17 protein-coding genes are annotated in these 16085 nt (G+C 58.1%); 16 read left to right on the top strand and 1 reads right to left on the bottom strand.

Going from position 1 to position 16085, the window contains the following annotated elements:
- Window positions 1-57: 57 nt before the first annotated feature.
- Window positions 58-642: a xanthine phosphoribosyltransferase gene (locus QVO43_RS08200; RefSeq protein WP_022488046.1), complete on the top strand. Its 585-nt coding sequence runs from the start codon at window positions 58-60 to the stop codon at window positions 640-642.
- 9 nt (window positions 643-651) lie between these two features.
- Complete coding sequence (locus tag QVO43_RS08195) at window positions 652-1980, top strand: uracil-xanthine permease family protein (protein WP_022488045.1); 1329 nt, start codon at window positions 652-654, stop codon at window positions 1978-1980.
- A gap of 61 nt (window positions 1981-2041) precedes the next feature.
- On the opposite strand, the gene QVO43_RS08190 is transcribed toward QVO43_RS08195, so the two are convergent.
- Window positions 2042-3217 carry a M48 family metallopeptidase gene (locus tag QVO43_RS08190; RefSeq protein ID WP_022488044.1) on the bottom strand — a complete coding sequence of 392 codons (1176 nt, stop codon included), beginning with the start codon at window positions 3215-3217 and terminating at the stop codon, window positions 2042-2044.
- 185 nt (window positions 3218-3402) lie between these two features.
- On the opposite strand from QVO43_RS08190, the gene QVO43_RS08185 reads away from it, so the two are divergent.
- The 14 genes from QVO43_RS08185 to QVO43_RS08120 all read left to right on the top strand — a co-directional run bounded on the left by QVO43_RS08185 (window position 3403) and on the right by QVO43_RS08120 (window position 15894).
- The gene (locus QVO43_RS08185; protein ID WP_022488043.1) at window positions 3403-4344 is read left to right on the top strand and encodes an asparaginase; all 942 of its coding nucleotides are present in this window, start codon (window positions 3403-3405) and stop codon (window positions 4342-4344) included.
- Window positions 4345-4357: 13 nt separating this feature from the next.
- Entirely contained in the window at window positions 4358-5416 is a 1059-nt protein-coding gene (locus QVO43_RS08180) for a GTPase (protein ID WP_022488042.1), read from the top strand.
- On the top strand, window positions 5413-6471 hold the full coding sequence (locus QVO43_RS08175; RefSeq protein ID WP_022488041.1) for a GTPase: 1059 nt from the start codon (window positions 5413-5415) through the stop codon (window positions 6469-6471). The genes QVO43_RS08180 and QVO43_RS08175 overlap by 4 nt, the downstream gene beginning before the upstream one ends.
- A 62-nt stretch (window positions 6472-6533) precedes the next feature.
- Window positions 6534-7946 (top strand): amidohydrolase, encoded by a 1413-nt coding sequence (locus QVO43_RS08170; RefSeq protein ID WP_022488040.1) that lies wholly within the window; start codon window positions 6534-6536, stop codon window positions 7944-7946.
- A 49-nt stretch (window positions 7947-7995) separates the two neighbouring features.
- On the top strand, window positions 7996-8472 hold the full coding sequence (locus QVO43_RS08165; RefSeq protein WP_022488039.1) for a pyridoxamine 5'-phosphate oxidase family protein: 477 nt from the start codon (window positions 7996-7998) through the stop codon (window positions 8470-8472).
- A 140-nt stretch (window positions 8473-8612) separates the two neighbouring features.
- Entirely contained in the window at window positions 8613-8747 is a 135-nt protein-coding gene (gene rpmH / locus QVO43_RS08160) for a 50S ribosomal protein L34 (protein ID WP_075579283.1), read from the top strand.
- A gap of 77 nt (window positions 8748-8824) precedes the next feature.
- Window positions 8825-9163: a ribonuclease P protein component gene (gene rnpA, locus QVO43_RS08155; RefSeq protein ID WP_022488038.1), complete on the top strand. Its 339-nt coding sequence runs from the start codon at window positions 8825-8827 to the stop codon at window positions 9161-9163.
- Window positions 9164-9178: 15 nt separating this feature from the next.
- Window positions 9179-9388, top strand: coding sequence for a membrane protein insertion efficiency factor YidD (gene yidD / locus QVO43_RS08150; RefSeq protein WP_022488037.1), 210 nt, complete (start codon window positions 9179-9181; stop codon window positions 9386-9388).
- A 26-nt stretch (window positions 9389-9414) separates the two neighbouring features.
- The gene (locus QVO43_RS08145) at window positions 9415-10038 is read left to right on the top strand and encodes a YidC/Oxa1 family membrane protein insertase (protein WP_022488036.1); all 624 of its coding nucleotides are present in this window, start codon (window positions 9415-9417) and stop codon (window positions 10036-10038) included.
- 43 nt (window positions 10039-10081) lie between these two features.
- Window positions 10082-10837, top strand: coding sequence for an RNA-binding cell elongation regulator Jag/EloR (gene jag, locus QVO43_RS08140; RefSeq protein ID WP_022488035.1), 756 nt, complete (start codon window positions 10082-10084; stop codon window positions 10835-10837).
- A 290-nt stretch (window positions 10838-11127) separates the two neighbouring features.
- Window positions 11128-12498 (top strand): tRNA uridine-5-carboxymethylaminomethyl(34) synthesis GTPase MnmE, encoded by a 1371-nt coding sequence (gene mnmE / locus QVO43_RS08135; RefSeq protein WP_022488034.1) that lies wholly within the window; start codon window positions 11128-11130, stop codon window positions 12496-12498.
- A gap of 17 nt (window positions 12499-12515) precedes the next feature.
- Window positions 12516-14396 (top strand): tRNA uridine-5-carboxymethylaminomethyl(34) synthesis enzyme MnmG, encoded by a 1881-nt coding sequence (gene mnmG / locus QVO43_RS08130; RefSeq protein ID WP_022488033.1) that lies wholly within the window; start codon window positions 12516-12518, stop codon window positions 14394-14396.
- Window positions 14393-15106, top strand: coding sequence for a 16S rRNA (guanine(527)-N(7))-methyltransferase RsmG (gene rsmG, locus QVO43_RS08125; protein ID WP_022488032.1), 714 nt, complete (start codon window positions 14393-14395; stop codon window positions 15104-15106). Before mnmG ends, rsmG begins: the two co-directional genes overlap by 4 nt.
- A 356-nt stretch (window positions 15107-15462) precedes the next feature.
- The gene (locus QVO43_RS08120) at window positions 15463-15894 is read left to right on the top strand and encodes a hypothetical protein (protein WP_022488031.1); all 432 of its coding nucleotides are present in this window, start codon (window positions 15463-15465) and stop codon (window positions 15892-15894) included.
- Window positions 15895-16085: the final 191 nt, after the last annotated feature.

Below are 16085 nucleotides of genomic sequence, written 5' to 3'. Positions count from 1 at the left end.
ATAATTGTCTTTTACAGAAAACGAATTTGATTTGTCTGGAAGAAACGGGAGGAAGACATGGCGGAGTACAATTTACTGCAGAAAAAGATCCTGGCGGACGGCATTATCAAAAGCGGGGATGTGCTGAAGGTGGACAGTTTCCTGAACCACCAGATCGATGTGCCCTTCATCAGCAAGCTGGGAGAAGAATTCTATCAGCTGTTCAAGGACCGGCCCATCAGCAAGATCCTGACCATCGAGGCTTCCGGCATCGGCATTGCCTGCCTGACGGCAGTCCATTTCCGGGTGCCGGTGGTGTTTGCCAAGAAAAGCGCCGGCAGCAACATGGACAAAGAAGTGTACAGCACGGAAATCAGATCCTTTACCCACAACAAGGTGAACCATGTAATCGTTTCCAAGAAGTATCTCAACGCAGGAGACCATGTGCTGATCATCGATGACTTCCTGGCCAACGGCTGCGCGGTGGAAGGCCTTATCGACCTGGTCCACCAGGCCGGCGCCGAAGTGGAAGGGGTGGGCATCGCCATCGAAAAAGGTTTCCAGGGAGGCGGGGACGCCCTGCGGAAGAAAGGCTATGATGTAAAGAGCCTGGCCATCATCGAAAAGATGGATGCGGCCACCGGCACCATCGTATTCCGGTAAGGGGGCGCCATGGAAGAAGAAAAAATCCAGGAACCGGCCCAGACTGGCACTGACCCGATTTACCAGTTTGATGGAAAAATCTCCCTGAAGAAAGCGGCGCCTTTCGGACTCCAGCATGTACTGGCCATGTTCGTGGCCAACATCGCTCCCATCCTGATCGTCACCGGGGCGGTAAAGATGCCTACGGAACAGGCGGCGGCCCTGATCCAGGCGGCCATGATCATGGCCGGGGTAGGGTCCCTGTTCCAGATGTTCCCGGTGGGGCCTCTGGGCAGCCGGCTGCCCATTATCATGGGGATCAGCTTCACCTTTGTGTCCACCTTCTGCGTCATCGGAGCCAAATACGGCTATGGGGCCATCCTGGGGGCGGCTCTGGTAGGGGGCTGTCTGGAAGGGTGCCTGGGGCTCATTGCCCGGTGGTGGCGCCGGTTCATCCCTCCCATTGTGTCCGCCAGCGTGGTGACCTCCATCGGGTTCTCCCTGCTGGGGATCGGGGCCAATTCCTTCGGAGGCGGCTTCGGGAATCCCCATTTCGGGGAAGCTCCCTACATGATCGTGGGTACCGTGACCCTGGTTTCCTGTCTGCTGTTCAACATCAAGGCCAAATCCTTCTACAAGCAGCTGTCCGTGCTGTTTGGCCTGGTGGTAGGGTACATCACCGCTTTTTTCTACGGTATGGTGGATCTGTCCAAGATCAGTTCCGCCGGGCTGTTTTCCCTGCCCCAGCCTCTGCCCTATGGGCTGGAATTCCATCCGGATGCCATTTTTTCCGTATTCCTGATTTTTCTGGTGTCTGCCACAGAAACCCTGGGGGATACCTCTGCCCTGACGGTGATGGGCTTCGGCCGGAATGCCACGGATAAGGAAATCGAAGGGTCCATCGGAGTGGACGGGTTCATCAGTGCCCTGTCCTCCCTGTTCGGCTGTCTGCCCATTACGTCCTTCAGCCAGAACGTGGGGCTCATTGCCATGACCCATGTGGTGAACCGGAAGGCCGTGGCCAGCGGGGCCGCCATTATGATCCTGGCCGGACTGTTCCCGGTGCTGGGAGTGATCCTGGCTTCCCTGCCGGAAGCGGTGCTGGGAGGATGCACCCTGATGATGTTCGGGTCCATTGTGGTCAGCGGGGTCCGGATGCTGGGCAGCTGCGGCTACAGCCAGCGGAACATGACCATCGCTGCCCTGAGCCTGTCCATCGGCATCGGCTTCACCCAGAATCCCTCCATCTTCAAGATTTTCCCGGACCTGATGAAAAGCGTCTTCGCAGAAAACTGCGTGGCGGTAGTGTTCGTGGTGGCCGTAGTGCTGAATCTGATCCTGCCGGATGAGATGAAATAAGGGCTGCTGCACGCAGCGTGCAGCAGCCCGGTCGCGGCCCGCGACCAGAAGGCTCCTCACGTTAACGTGAGGAGCCTTCTTTTTTATTCGAAACAACAGGTTGTTTAACCGGTTGTTTTCCTTTATTCGCCGCCTGGTTCAGCTTTTCCACCCATTGGGCTCCGTTGTCCCCATACTGGAGGCTCATGATCCGCTGGCCTCCGAAGTAGAGATTGCTGCCATCCTGTTCAGCAGAAGGTTGTGTATTGGGTTGTTCGTGGTAGACTTTGGCCAGGCTGCCGGCCACCAGGTAGGTCCGCTCCCGGCTGCTCATGTCCCCTCCGGGCTGGACCAGCCCCAGGTTCTTTTTGTTCACCAGGATGGCTCCGGTCTTTTTGTCCACATTCACATGTTTTCCGCTGTATTCATACAGCCGCTGGGTATACTTGTCCCGGCGGGATCCGTTGTTGGGATGGTCGCTGGGCATGAAGATGGTGCCCAGGAAGGTTTCCCGGTTGTTGCCCATCTTTTCCATTACCCGCTGCCACAGGGCACTGCCGGCTCCCGGGTTGTACCCGGCTTCCGTGGCGTAGGTGAAGCCCAGCTCATCCGCTTTCTTTTCCATAGGCAGGGTCACCAGCTTGGCACTGCCCAGGTTGGCCAGCAGGTTGGTGCCCACTGCTTCCAGCATATTGCTCTGGCTGCCGGCCACGGCTGCCAGAAGGGCAATGGGGAAGGTACGCTTCACTCCGTTGGCCGGGTCGTGCTGCTCCCCGTGACCCAGTTCATGGCCCAATACAAAGGCCAGTTCGTCCTCGTTGTAGTTCAGGGTGGTGAACAGGCCCATGTTTACGGATACATTGTGGCCCAGGGTGCAGTAAGCATTGAATTTGGTGCTGTTGTTGACAAAATAATGATAGGGATTCTTTTCGATGGAAGGATCAGTCTTGGCAATGGCGGCGGACAGCCGACCCATGACCCGGTCCAGCATGGCATTGGCTTCCGGATCCTCATTGACCCCTTCCTGCTGCTTGATCTGATTCAGGTATTCTCCCCGGCCCTTGCCGTCCAGGTAGGCCACCTGCTTGTTCAGCATGCTGTACTGGGCGGACACCAGGACGATGGAGCCGATGGCATTGCTCCAGTCAAAGGCTTCCGCTGCCGGCAGGGCGGACAGGGTCAGGGATGTGGTCAGGACCAGGCCGGACAGGGCCAGGGCCAGCTTTTTCTTCAGGTTTCGGGTGTGCAGACAGATCATGGGAATTCCCCCCTCCAAAGGTAACAGAAAATATATAAACAACCATAAAACAACCATTGTTTTATACCAAAACAACCGCATACAACCTTGAAAAATCCGGGAAACCTGTCACTTCCTCTGTCTGGATGACCCACATATGATATAATTGTTTCTATAGATTATAGAACAAGGAGAACCAGAAATCCATGAAAAAAATACTCTTTTTGACCACTGGCGGCACCATTGCCTGTACGGTAACCGATGAAGGCCTGGAACCTACCCTGAAGGGAGAGGACATCCTGAAACAGGTGCCGGAACTCCGGACCCTGGGAGAGATCACCGTCCGGGATCTGACCCTCCTGGACAGCAGCAATCTGGAACCGGCCCACTGGAGCGCCTGGGCCCGGCTGATCGGGGACAATTACAGCGATTATGACGCTTTTGTGCTCACCCACGGCACCGATACCCTGGCCTATACCTCCAGCGCCCTGTGCCGGATGCTGATCAATCTGGGGAAGCCGGTGGTGCTCACCGGGGCCCAGGTCCCCCTCAGCCTTACCAACAGCGATGCCCGGAGCAACCTGGAACTGGCTTTTTCCGTGGCGGCCAGCGGTCTGCCCGGGGTGTTCGTGGCCTTCGGGAACAAGGTGATCAAAGGGGACTGCGCCAAGAAGATCTTCACCCGGAACCCCAATGCCTTTGAAAGTGTCAATGAAGCTCCCGTACTGTATTTCGGCAAGGAGGGGGTCAAAAAGAACCTGCCCAGCCGGGAAAACGTGGGTGGCTTCCGGGTGGAAGAGAAACTGGAACCCCGGGTGATGGCGGTGACCATGACTCCCGGGCTGAAACCGGATATCATCGATTATGCGGTGGACCGGGGCTACAAGGGCCTGGTGCTGGAATGCTACGGAGCCGGCGGGGTGAATACGGACCAGCAGAACTTCCTGCCGGCCATCCGCCGGGCCATCAAAAAAGGCGTCCGGGTGGTGTGCGTCAGCCAGTGCCTTTTTGACGGGGTGGATCTGTCCCTGTATCCCATGGGGATCCTGGCGGCCCAGGCCGGAGTGGAATCCGGGGGCCCCATGACCCTGGAAGCGGCCGTGACCCGGCTTATGTGGAGCCTGGCCAACGAAACAGAAGAAGCATAAAGGAGGGAATCGTATGGCCGGAGATGCCAAAGCCCTGGTATCCCAGTTCCTGCAGGCCTGGCAGCGGGAACGGGACCATAAAATCAAGATCTGCCTCTTCGGGCAGCCGGGAGCCGGGAAAAGCTCTCTGATCAATGAACTGGCCGGCCAGCGGGTGGCCCGGGTGAGCCAGGCCACGGACACCACCCGTCAGGCCCAGATCGTGGAGTGTCCGGATGTGATCTATGTGGACCTGCCCGGCTATGACACCAGCCTGTTCCCGGAAAATGCCTATTTCAGCGCTTTTAATCCTCTCCAGTACGACCTGTTCCTGTGCGTGTTCGCCGGAAAGCTCCATGAGGCGGATGTGGAATTTTTCGGGAAGATCGCCCGGACCGGCCGGGTGTGTCTGTTTGTCCGGAACAAATGCGACGGGCTCTACGATCCTTCCTGCAGCCGGGAAGAGCTGGAGGAGAAGATCACCCGGGATGTCCACCATCTGGTGGGCCCCCGGGAACAGGTGGTATTCACCAGCTGCCGGCGGAACCGGCCGGCGGCGGAACGGGGGATCCCGGAACTGGAACGGGCCATGGGGGCGCTTTTGCCGGAAGCCCAGCGGGACCGGTTCTTCCGCCATGCCAAAGCCTATACGGAAGAAGCCCTGCTGGTGAAGCGGAAGGCGGCGGAACGGTCCCTGAAGAAATTCATAGTCCTGGCGGCGGCCAACGGCCTGAACCCGGTGATCGGCATGGACGCGGCCCTGGACAGCCAGATCCTGAAAAGCCTGTACCGGGCCATCCGGGAAGCCTTCGGAGTCAGCGAAAAGGAAGTCCAGCCGGAAGGGCCCAGTTCCCAGGTGGTGAAGAAACTGGCGGAAGGAGTCACCGGAGAACGGGTGACCAAGGGGCTGACCTGGCTCCTGCGGAAAAAGGCCTCCGGGAAAGTTGCCAAAGTGATCCCAGTGGTGGGAGGCGCGGCAGTAATGAGCTTCAACGCCGGAAGCATGTACTTTTTAGGTGAAAAATACATCGATGCCTGCTGGGAGTACGCCCTGGAACGGCTCCAGGCGGAAATCCAGATGGGGGAACCATGACAAAAGACGGAAATGCCATCAGAGAAAAACTGAAGAACCTGGATCAGGAGAATGTGACCATTGTGCTGTTCGGACAGCCAGGCTCCGGGAAGTCCAGCCTGATCAATGCCATCTGCGGCTACCAGGCAGCCCCGGTGGGGGTGGAAACGGACACCACCCGGGAGCCGTTGTTGGTGGAGCACGGGGATGCCACCTTTATCGATCTGCCGGGCTATGGAACAAAATCCTTTCCCTGGAATGAGTTCATAGAACAATTCCATCTTTTCAAGTATGATATGTTCCTGTGCGTATTCTCCGACAAGCTCCACCAGGGGGATACGGAACTGTTCCGGCAGCTGACCGCCCAGGGCAAGCCCTGTATCTTTGTCCGGAACAAGACGGACCTGATCTATGAGGAGGGGCTGAGCCTGGAGGAAAGCGAAGAGGCCATCCGCCGGGATGTGTCCGGACAGCTGGGCCGGGAAGACTTTGAACTGGTCTTTGTGTGTGCCCGGAAGGATGCCCCTTCGGGGCTGGATGAACTGAATGACGCCATCATCCGGAAAATGCCTGCGGCCCGGCGGGAGAAGTACATCCTCACTGCAGAGGCCCGGACCCGGCAGCAGCTGGATGCCAAACGGGAAGCGGCCCGGAGCTATGTGCGCCGGAGTTCCACCTACGCCGCCTACAACGGGATCAATCCCATCATCGGGGTGGATGCGGCAGTGGACCTTCTGATCCTGTACCAGATGTACGGATGCATCCGGGATGCCTTCGGGATCACTCCGGAACTGATCCACGGCAGCCGAAAGGTGTCCCTCCGGGACAAGGCCATGGTCCTGGGGGGCATGAGCAAGGAAGGGATCAAGGTGATCATCAAGACCCTGGGCCGGAAATTTGCCGCCCGGAGTTTCCTGAAGGCGGTGCCGGTGGTGGGCCAGGCAGCTTCGGCTCTCCTGGGGTACCAGCTGGTGCGTCAGGCAGGGCTCACCTATATCGATGCCTGCTATGAACTGGCCCGGGAACGGCTTCTGGACGAGCTGGACGCCCGCCGGGACAAGCCGGTGAAGAAGTAAAACAACCTGCGTCCGGCAATGGTTGTACAACAGTTGTTTGAGAAAAAGGGAGGTCGAAACCCATGAATCTGGAACCCTATGAAAAGGAACTGGAGAAACTGAATGCCTGTATCTGGGACTTTGCGGAACTGAAATTCCAGGAATTCCAGTCCGCCCAGGCTATGGAGGACCTGCTGGAGCGTCACGGCTTCCAGGTGACCCGGGGACTGGCCCACATGCCCACCGCCTTTGTGGCGGAATACGGCAGCGGGAAGCCGGTGATCGCCATCCTGGGAGAATATGATGCCTTGAGCGGTCTCAGCCAGGAAGACGGGATCTGGGAGGAGAAGCCCCGGGAAGGGAATCCCAACGGCCACGGCTGCGGCCACTGCCTTCTGGGCACGGCGGCAGTGGGGGCAGGCCTTCTCCTGAAGGATTACCTGGCCGCTCATCCCGGCCGGGGAACCGTACGGGTCTATGGATGCCCGGCGGAAGAAGGGGGCAGCGGCAAAACCTACCTAACCCGGGAAGGGGCTTTTGCTGACGTGGATGCAGCCCTTACCTGGCATCCCGGGACTCAGAACGAAGTGATGGTGGGATCCAACCAGGCCAACATCCAGGCGGCCTTCACCTTCCGGGGACGGGCGGCCCATGCGGCGGCTGCTCCCCAGAACGGCCGGAGCGCCCTGGACGCGGTGGAACTTATGGATGTGGGAGTCAACTACATGCGGGAGCATATGGCGGATTATGATCGGGTCCACTATGCCATCCTGGACACCGGCGGGGTTTCACCCAACGTTGTACAACCCAAGGCGGAAGTGCTGTATCTGGTCCGCTCCCGGACCAATGAAGAGACCAAACGGCTGTATGACCGGGTGGTGAACATTGCCCGGGGGGCGGCTCTCATGACGGAAACGGAGCTGTCCGTCCGGTTGGACAAGGCCGTGTCCAACCTGGTGCCCAACCGGACCCTGGGAAAAGTGCTGCATGATGCCATGGTCCAGGTGGGCGCTCCCCTCCGCACGGAAGCGGAAAAAGCTTTCCTGAAGAAGTTCCAGGACCAGCTGGCTCCGGAACGGGTGTGGCAGGATCCCGGGATGGCGCCTTTCCCGGATCCGGAACTCCGGGAGGAACTGATCCGGAAGGACCCCACCGGAGCTTATATCCTGCCCTACCAGCCCACCAACGCGGTGGCCATGGGGTCTTCGGATACCGGGGATGTAAGTTATGTGACTCCTCTGGCCCAGTTTGCCGCCGCCTGCTTTGCCATCGGCACCAGTGCCCATTCCTGGCAGTGGGTGGCCCAGGACAAGGGCACCGTGGCCCTGAAGGGCTGCTTCTTCGCTGCCCGGGTGCTGGCGGAAGGGGCCCGGACCCTTTATGAACAGCCGGCGGTGCTGCAGGAAGCCCGGGCCGAACTGGAAAAGCGCATGGCCGGCCGCACTTACCAGTGTCCCATCCCTCCGGACGTGATGCCCAGAGGGTATGGAAAATAAAGGGGCTGCTGCAGAGACAGCAGCCCTTTACACAAAGGAGGCTGACACCATGTTCCGTCCCATGCGGCGATTCAAACAGGCCCTTCCGGAAGAGGAATGCCGGAAGGTGCTGGAGGCGGAAAAACGGGGGACCCTGGCTCTGGCCGGGGATGAGGGGTATCCCTATGCCCTGCCCATCAACTATTATTACCACCGGGAAACCGGCCGGATCTATTTCCACGGAGCCGGGGAAGGCCACAAGATCGATGCCATCCGGCGCTGTGACAAAGTGTCTTTCTGCGTCCACGATGCCGGAGTGAAGCTCCCGGGGGACTGGGCTTACACAGTCCGGTCGGTGATCGTGTTCGGCCGGCTCCATGTGCTGGAGGATCCGGAACGGGCCATGGCCCTTTTGCGGCAGATCGGCCTGAAATACTACCCTTCGGCGGAGGAAGTGGACCAGGTGATGGCCCGGGCGGCCAGCCGGGTGACCATGCTGGAACTGGTGCCGGAACACATTACCGGGAAACGGGTCCATGAAAAGTAAAAAAATCAGTCATTTTCTCCTCTTTTCTTTGTAAATATATTGACACCCTCCCTTTTTCCTCTTATAATGATATGAGCTGTCAAACGATTTACTTATTATAGATCTTGACGTATCTTTGGAGGCAAGGGAGGGTTAGGAACATGAAGAGAACTTTTCAACCGAATAACAATCGGAGAAAAAAGACTCATGGCTTCAGAGAAAGAATGAAGACTCTGGGTGGTAAACAAGTCTTGAAAAGAAGACGTGCAAAAGGCAGAAAGAGATTGTCTGCATAAAGATCAAGATAGGCCGCTCTTCGCGGCCTATTTTACTACAAGGCAGGTGCAGGACTTTGGAACAGAATGTTCCTCCAATGAAATATACCCAGGCCAACCGGGTCAAGTCCCACCAGCGGTTCCAGGAGGTCTATGAAAAAGGCCGTTCCTTTGCGGACCGGTACGGGGTCTTTTACGTGCTCCCTTCCGAAAACGGAGAGAACCAGCTGGGGACGGCTGTGGGCAAAAAGCTGGGACATGCTGTGCTGCGGAACCAGGTAAAGCGCCGGATGCGGGAGGTGTTCCGGAAGGAACAGGCCCGTCTGAAGGGGAAACACGCCATTGTCTGGGTAGCTCGTCATCGTCTGGCACACGCTCCCTATGAAGTTTACGAGGAAGTTTTCCGGCGGCTGGCCAGAAAGGCCGGGCTGCTGTAAAACCCCGGAGGGTCTATGAAAACAATTGCCATTGCCCTGATCCGTTTTTATCAGGTATGGATTTCTCCCTGTTTTCCGCCCCGGTGCAGGTTCGTACCCACCTGTTCCCAATATGCGCTGGAGGCAGTCCGGAAATACGGGTTCCTGAAGGGATCCTTTCTGGCTGTGAAGAGAATACTCAAATGTCATCCTTTCCACAAGGGAGGATATGATCCTGTACCGTAACGGACAGGAAGAAAAGGAGTCGAACTTTGGAAATTTTAAGCTCGTTTGTCCAACAGGTTGTGGCCCACATCTATGAACTGACCCGTCTTATCGGTGAACCCAGCTACGGCCTGGCCATCATCATCATGACCATCCTGATCAAACTGATCCTGTGGCCCCTTACCGCCAAACAGATTTCGTCCACCCGGGCCATGAGCCGGATCCAGCCCAAGATGAAGGAGCTGCAGGCCCGGTACAAAGATGACAAGGTGACCCTGAACCAGAAAATGTCCGAACTGTACAAGGCCGAAGGGGTGAACCCCCTGGCAGGCTGCCTGCCTCTCCTGATCCAGATGCCCATCATGATCGGGATTTTCTACGGCATCCGGGATTTTCAGTATGCAGGCCCCAGTTCCTTCCTGTGGATGCAGAGCATTGCGGATCCGGATCCCTATTACATCCTGCCCATCCTGTCCGCACTGACCACTTTTATCCAGTCCAAACAGACCATGCCGGCTTCTGACAATCCCCAGGGGAAGGTCATGCTGTATTTCATGCCCCTGTTCATCGGGTACATCAGCTTCAAGTTCCCGGCGGGCCTGGTGCTGTACTGGGTAGTCATGAACATTATGCAGATTGGACAGCAGTTTCTGCTGGACCGGAAGAAATAAGAAGACAAAACAGGTGCCTCGGGGCCTGTAAGGAGGCTTGAAGATGAACATGGTGGAAAAGACGGGCAAAACCGTCGAGGATGCAGTGAAGGCAGCGCTGGCCGAACTGGGCGTCAGCCGGGACCAGGCGGAGGTGGAAGTCCTGGAAGAATCCAAACCTTCCCTCCTGGGCCTGTTCGGAGGCCGGGATGCCAAAGTCCGGGTAACGGTGAAGGAAGCGGAAGCTCCGGCGGCTCCGGAACCGGCGGAAGAGGCGGCTCCGGAAGCAGCGGAAGCCCCTGTGGAGAAGACGGAAGCGGCTCCCCAGGAGGATGCCAAGGCTCCGGCGGACCGGGAAGAGGAACGGCAGGCGGCAGCAGCGGCAGCCAAGGCCTTCCTGGAAGAAATCTTCCGGGCCATGGGCATGGACCTGCTCATCGAAAAATTCATCAGCCGGAAGGATGAGGAAATCATCCTGAAGATCCACGGGGACGGCATCGGCGTGCTGATCGGCAAACACGGCCAGACCCTGGATGCCCTCCAGTACCTGACCAACCTGGCCGGGAACCGGGGACGGAAGAACTGGAACCGGATCATCCTGGATGCGGAAAACTACCGGGAACGCCGGCGGGAAACCCTGGAACGGCTGGCCCGGAACCTGGCGGACCGGGTGAAACGGACCCGGAAAAAAGCCATGCTGGAACCCATGAATCCCTACGAACGGAAGATCGTACACATGAGTCTCCAGAACGATCCGGCGGTGACCACTTACAGCGAAGGGGAAGAACCTTACCGGAAAGTGGTCATTGATTTGAAATAATGGAACTGCATGAGGGGGTGCTGCACATGAAAAGCGGATATGCAGCACCCCCGTCAATGGTCAATGGTCAGTGGCCGGATGATAAAATTTGCAGGCAAATTTTTTTGGATTGAATCAAACCTGGTCTTAAAATAGACAGTCATTGCTAGAGTAAGCACGATATGTTTTTGCATAATAAAAGAATCTGTCTGACAGGACAGATTCTTTCCTTCGGCAATTGACCATTGACAATTGACAATTGACAAGGGGTTGTTGCTCAGGCAACAACCCCTTTTTTGGAGGAAAAAAAGATGGATGATACAATCAGTGCCATTGCCACTGCCCTGGGGGTGGGCTCCATCGGGGTGATCCGGATCAGCGGGCCCCACAGCCTGGCCATTGCAGACCGGCTGTTCGACGGCCGGGAAAAGCTGGGGAAGGAAAACGCTCGGAAGTTGTTGTACGGCCATATCCGGGACGGCAAAGGCCAGGTGGTGGATGAGGTGCTGGCAGTGTACATGCCCGGCCCCCATTCCTATACCGGGGAGGATGTGTGCGAGATCCAGTGCCACGGAGGACGGGAAGCCCTCCAGGAGATCCTGTCCCTGACCTTCCAGGCAGGGGCCCGGCCGGCGGAACCGGGGGAATTCACCAAACGGGCCTTTTTGAACGGCCGTCTGGACCTGGCGGAAGCGGAAAGCGTCATGGACATCATCAACGCCCGGAGCCGGCAGGCCCTGGCGGCAGCCAACCGGGGCCATCAGGGCGGTCTGTCCCGGCAGGTGAAGGCCCTGCGGAAGAAGCTCCGGGATCTGGTGGTCCAGCTGGAAGCCTGCATCGACTATCCGGAAGACGATATTGAAGAAGTGACCTATGACCGGACTGTGTCCATCCTGGAAGAAGGAAAACAGGCGGTGGAGACCCTGGTACGCCGGGGCACTGCCGGACGGATCCTCCGGGAAGGGCTGCGGACTGCCATTGTGGGCCGGCCCAATGTGGGGAAATCCAGCCTGCTGAACAGCCTGCTCCAGGCGGACCGGGCCATTGTTTCCAACATCCCCGGCACCACCCGGGACATCATTGAAGAACAGATGACCATCGGAGGGATCCCTCTGGTGCTCACCGATACTGCCGGGCTCCGGGACACCAGCGACCTGGTGGAAAAGATCGGGGTGGAACGGTCCCGGGCGGCCCTGGAAGATGCCCAGCTGGCCCTGGTGGTGCTGGACGGCTCCCAGCCGCTGGATCCGGAGGACCGGCAGCTGCTGGACAGCCTCCGGGACCGGAAGAAACTGATCCTGGTGAACAAGGCGGACCTGCCTCTGGCCCTGGACGTGGAAGCCCTCCGGAAAGCCTGTGGGGACAGGGATGTGATCGTCCTGTCCGTGAAGGAAGGCCGGGGCCTGGACCAGGTGGAACAGTGGCTCCGGGATTTCGTGTACGGGGAAGGCTCTGACAGCGAAAGCAGCAGCATGACCCAGAACGCCCGGCAGCAGAACCTGCTGGAAAAGGCCCTCCAGAGCCTGGAGGATGCCCTGACAGGGGCCCGGCAGCACCTGCCCTATGACTGTCTTACCATCGACCTGACCCAGGCCCTCCATGACCTGGGGGAGATCACCGGGGAAGATGTGCCGGATGAAATCATCGATGAGATTTTTGCCCAGTTCTGTGTGGGCAAGTAAAAGCGGAGGAAAACAGCATGATCGTAGTGGATCATTATGATGTGGTTGTTGTGGGAGCCGGCCATGCAGGGTGCGAAGCGGCTCTGGCAGCAGCCCGGATGGGACAGAAGACCCTTCTGGCTACCCTGTCCATGGACAATATCGCCCTGATGCCCTGCAACCCTTCCGTAGGGGGACCGGCCAAGGGACACCTGGTCCGGGAAATCGACGCCCTGGGCGGGCAGATGGGCCTGGCGGCAGATGAGGCCTGCATCCAGATGCGGATGCTGAATACCGGGAAAGGGTATGCGGTCCAGGCGCTCCGGGCCCAGGCGGACAAGCCTTTGTATCACACCATCATGAAGGAAGTGGTGGAAAACCAGGACAACCTGGATGTGAAGCAGCTGATGATCGACAAGCTGCTGGTGAAGAACGGCCAGGTCCAGGGGGTGGAAGCGGAAACCGGGGAAGTGTTCGAAGCGGATGCGGTGATCCTGTGCACCGGTACCTATCTCCGGGGGAAGATCCTCTACGGGGAAGTGGCCTACATGTCCGGCCCCATCGGCCAGCGGTCCGCCATGAAGCTTACCGGGTCCCTCCAGGAAGCGGGACTCCAGCTCATGCGGTTCAAGACCGGCACCCCTGCCCGGGTGGATGCCCGGACCCTGGACTACACCAAGATGGAACCTCAGTATGGGGATGAACGGGTCCGGAACTTCTCCTTCATGAGCACCATTACCACCCGGAACCAGGTGCCCTGCTATCTGACCTACACCAATCCCCGGACCCATCAGATCATCCGGGACAACCTGGACCGGAGCTGCATGTTCAACGGCATGATCGAAGGGGTGGGGCCCCGGTACTGCCCCAGCATCGAATCCAAGATCATCCGGTTCGCCGACAAGGACCGGCACCAGCTGTTCCTGGAACCGGAAGGGCTCCGGACCAACGAAGTGTATGTCCAGGGCATGAGCTCTTCCCTGCCGGCGGAGATCCAGGTGGCCTTCATGCAGACCATCCCGGGGCTGGAACACTGCAAGATGATGCGGGCCGGCTATGCCATCGAATATGACTGCCTGGATCCTCTCCAGCTGAAAGCCAACCTGGAACACAAGGCCATCAGCGGCCTGTTCAGTGCCGGCCAGGCCAACGGCACCAGCGGGTATGAAGAAGCCGCTGCCCAGGGCCTTATGGCCGGGATCAACGCAGCCCTGAAGCTCCAGGGGAAGAAGCCCCTGATCCTGAAACGGAGCGATGCCTACATCGGGGTGCTCATCGATGACCTGGTGACCAAGGGGACCACGGAACCCTACCGGATGATGACCAGCCGGGCGGAATACCGGCTGCTCCTCCGCCAGGACAATGCAGACCTGCGGCTGACCCAGAAGGGCCGGGATGCGGGGCTGGTCACCGATGAGCGGTATGACGCCTTTACGAAGAAGCGGGACATCATTGAACGGACCCTGGCCAATCTGTCCAAGATCAACCTGGCCCCCAGCGAGGAAAACCAGGAAAAGATCACCGGCCTGGGATCCACGGCCCTCCGGAGTTCCATCAATATGCTGGATCTCCTCCGGCGGCCGGAAGTGACCTATGAAAAACTGGCGGACGCCTTCGGCCTGGAAAAACTGCCGGTGGATGCGGCGGAACAGGTGGATGTGCAGGTGAAGTACCAGGGCTATATCCGGAAACAGAAACAGGAAGTGGAACGGGCCCTGAAACTGGAAGACAAGCTGCTGCCGGAGGACCTGGACTACAGCCGGATCCAGGAACTGTCTTCGGAAGCCATGGAGAAGCTCACCAAACAGCGGCCGGTATCCATCGGCCAGGCCAGCCGGATCTCCGGGGTATCCCCGGCGGACATCAGCGTGCTGATGGTGTATCTGGAGACCCAGCGGCGGAAGGGAGAAGAAGCATGAGTTACCGGGAAACCCTGAAACAGGCGGCAGAGGCTGCCGGCTTCCCTCTTACGGAAGGACAGCTGGACCAGTTCCAGCAGTATGGGGACCTGCTGCTGGAAACCAACAAAAGCCTGAACCTGACCGCCATTACGGATCCGGAGGAAGTGGCGGTGAAGCATATGGTGGACTCCCTGCTGGTGTACAACCGGGAAGCCTTCCACAACCACACCATTGTGGACGTGGGAACAGGGGCCGGTTTTCCGGGACTGCCCCTGAAGATCTATGATCCGGGGATGCGGGTGACCCTGATCGATTCCCTCCAGAAACGGCTGAACTTCCTGGGACAGGTGGTGGAGACCCTGGGACTGGGGCAGGTCCGGCTGGTCCACGGCCGGGCGGAAGATGCCGGGAAGGATCCGGCTCTCCGGGAGAAATTCGATGTGGCGGTGGCCCGGGCGGTGGCGGCTCTGCCGGTGCTGGCGGAATACTGCCTGCCACTGGTCCGGGTAGGCGGAGTGTTCTACGCCATGAAGGGTAGCAAATACCAGGAAGAAGCGGATGCCGCCCGCCATGCAGTGGAAGTGCTGGGAGGAAAGATCCGGGAGATCCGGCCCGTCCAGCTGCCGGGGCTTACGGACAAACGGGCCATCATCACCATAGAAAAAGTCCGTTCCACACCGAAACAGTATCCCAGAAAAGCAGGGACGGCAGTAAAGAAGCCGTTGTAAGCAGCCAAAAAAAGGCAATGTTTCACGTGAAACATTGCCTTTTTTATAGTCGAGAGTCGGAAGTCTGAAGTCTGGAGCCTCAGGAAAGGATCTGCCTGGTTGGGCGGATCCTTTCGATTATATAGAACCGGACTCGAAATCGACCCGGGATATCATTTTGCCCAAAGGTTCTACACATTCAAAAATTTGCCTGCAAATTTATCCTTCGGCTCCTGACTTCAGACTCCGGACTTGAGCCGCCATGCGGCTCTACAGCTTGGGGTTGTTGCACAGAACGTGCAACAATCCCATTTGTCACACAAACGTAACTTCTTTATGATATCCTAGGGGAGATACAACCGGAAGGAGGCTCCATCATGAACAAAAAAATTGCAGCTGCGGTGCTTTCCGCCTATCTGCTGGGGGCAGGTACCGCTGCCCTGCCGGCTCAGGCCTTTGACCTGGGATCCGTGCTGAAACTGGGGGGCATCAGCTACCTGGTCAGCCGGTTCGGCGGGGAGATCAACACCTTTATCAACAAACTGACTCTCCAGAAAGGCCTGGATACCCACTATGCCACCAAAGTGGTGCCCATTCTCAGTATGGGCAGCGGAAGCTATATCGGGGCCGTCCAGGTGGTGGGCCCCAAAGCTCAAGTGGACAAGGTAAAAGCCGTAGGCCAGCTGGAAGGAAAATTCCTCAGCGTGGCCCGGGTCAAGGCCATGATTCCCATCGACGCCACCAGCATCACCAACATCAACCGGGTTGACGGAGTGGGCGTGGGAGCCATTGTGGATTTTAAGCTGTGATAAGGCTATTGCACATTTTGTGCAATAGCCTGGTCTCGGGCCCAGGGTCTCGCGTCTCGAGCCAAATGAGAAATTTGCAGGCAAATTTTTGAACGTATAAAACCTGGTCCGTTATCCATAAGATATCCGTTTCCATATCCAGAACGTTTCTGGTCTGTACTTTCAAAAGAACCTGACTGAAAGACAGGTTC

It is taken from the genome of Acidaminococcus sp. CAG:542 (genome assembly GCF_000437815.1).
GTDB lineage: Bacteria > Bacillota > Negativicutes > Acidaminococcales > Acidaminococcaceae > Acidaminococcus.
Note: the sequence above shows the minus strand (reverse complement) of the source record. Positions and strands in the feature narration are given on the sequence as shown.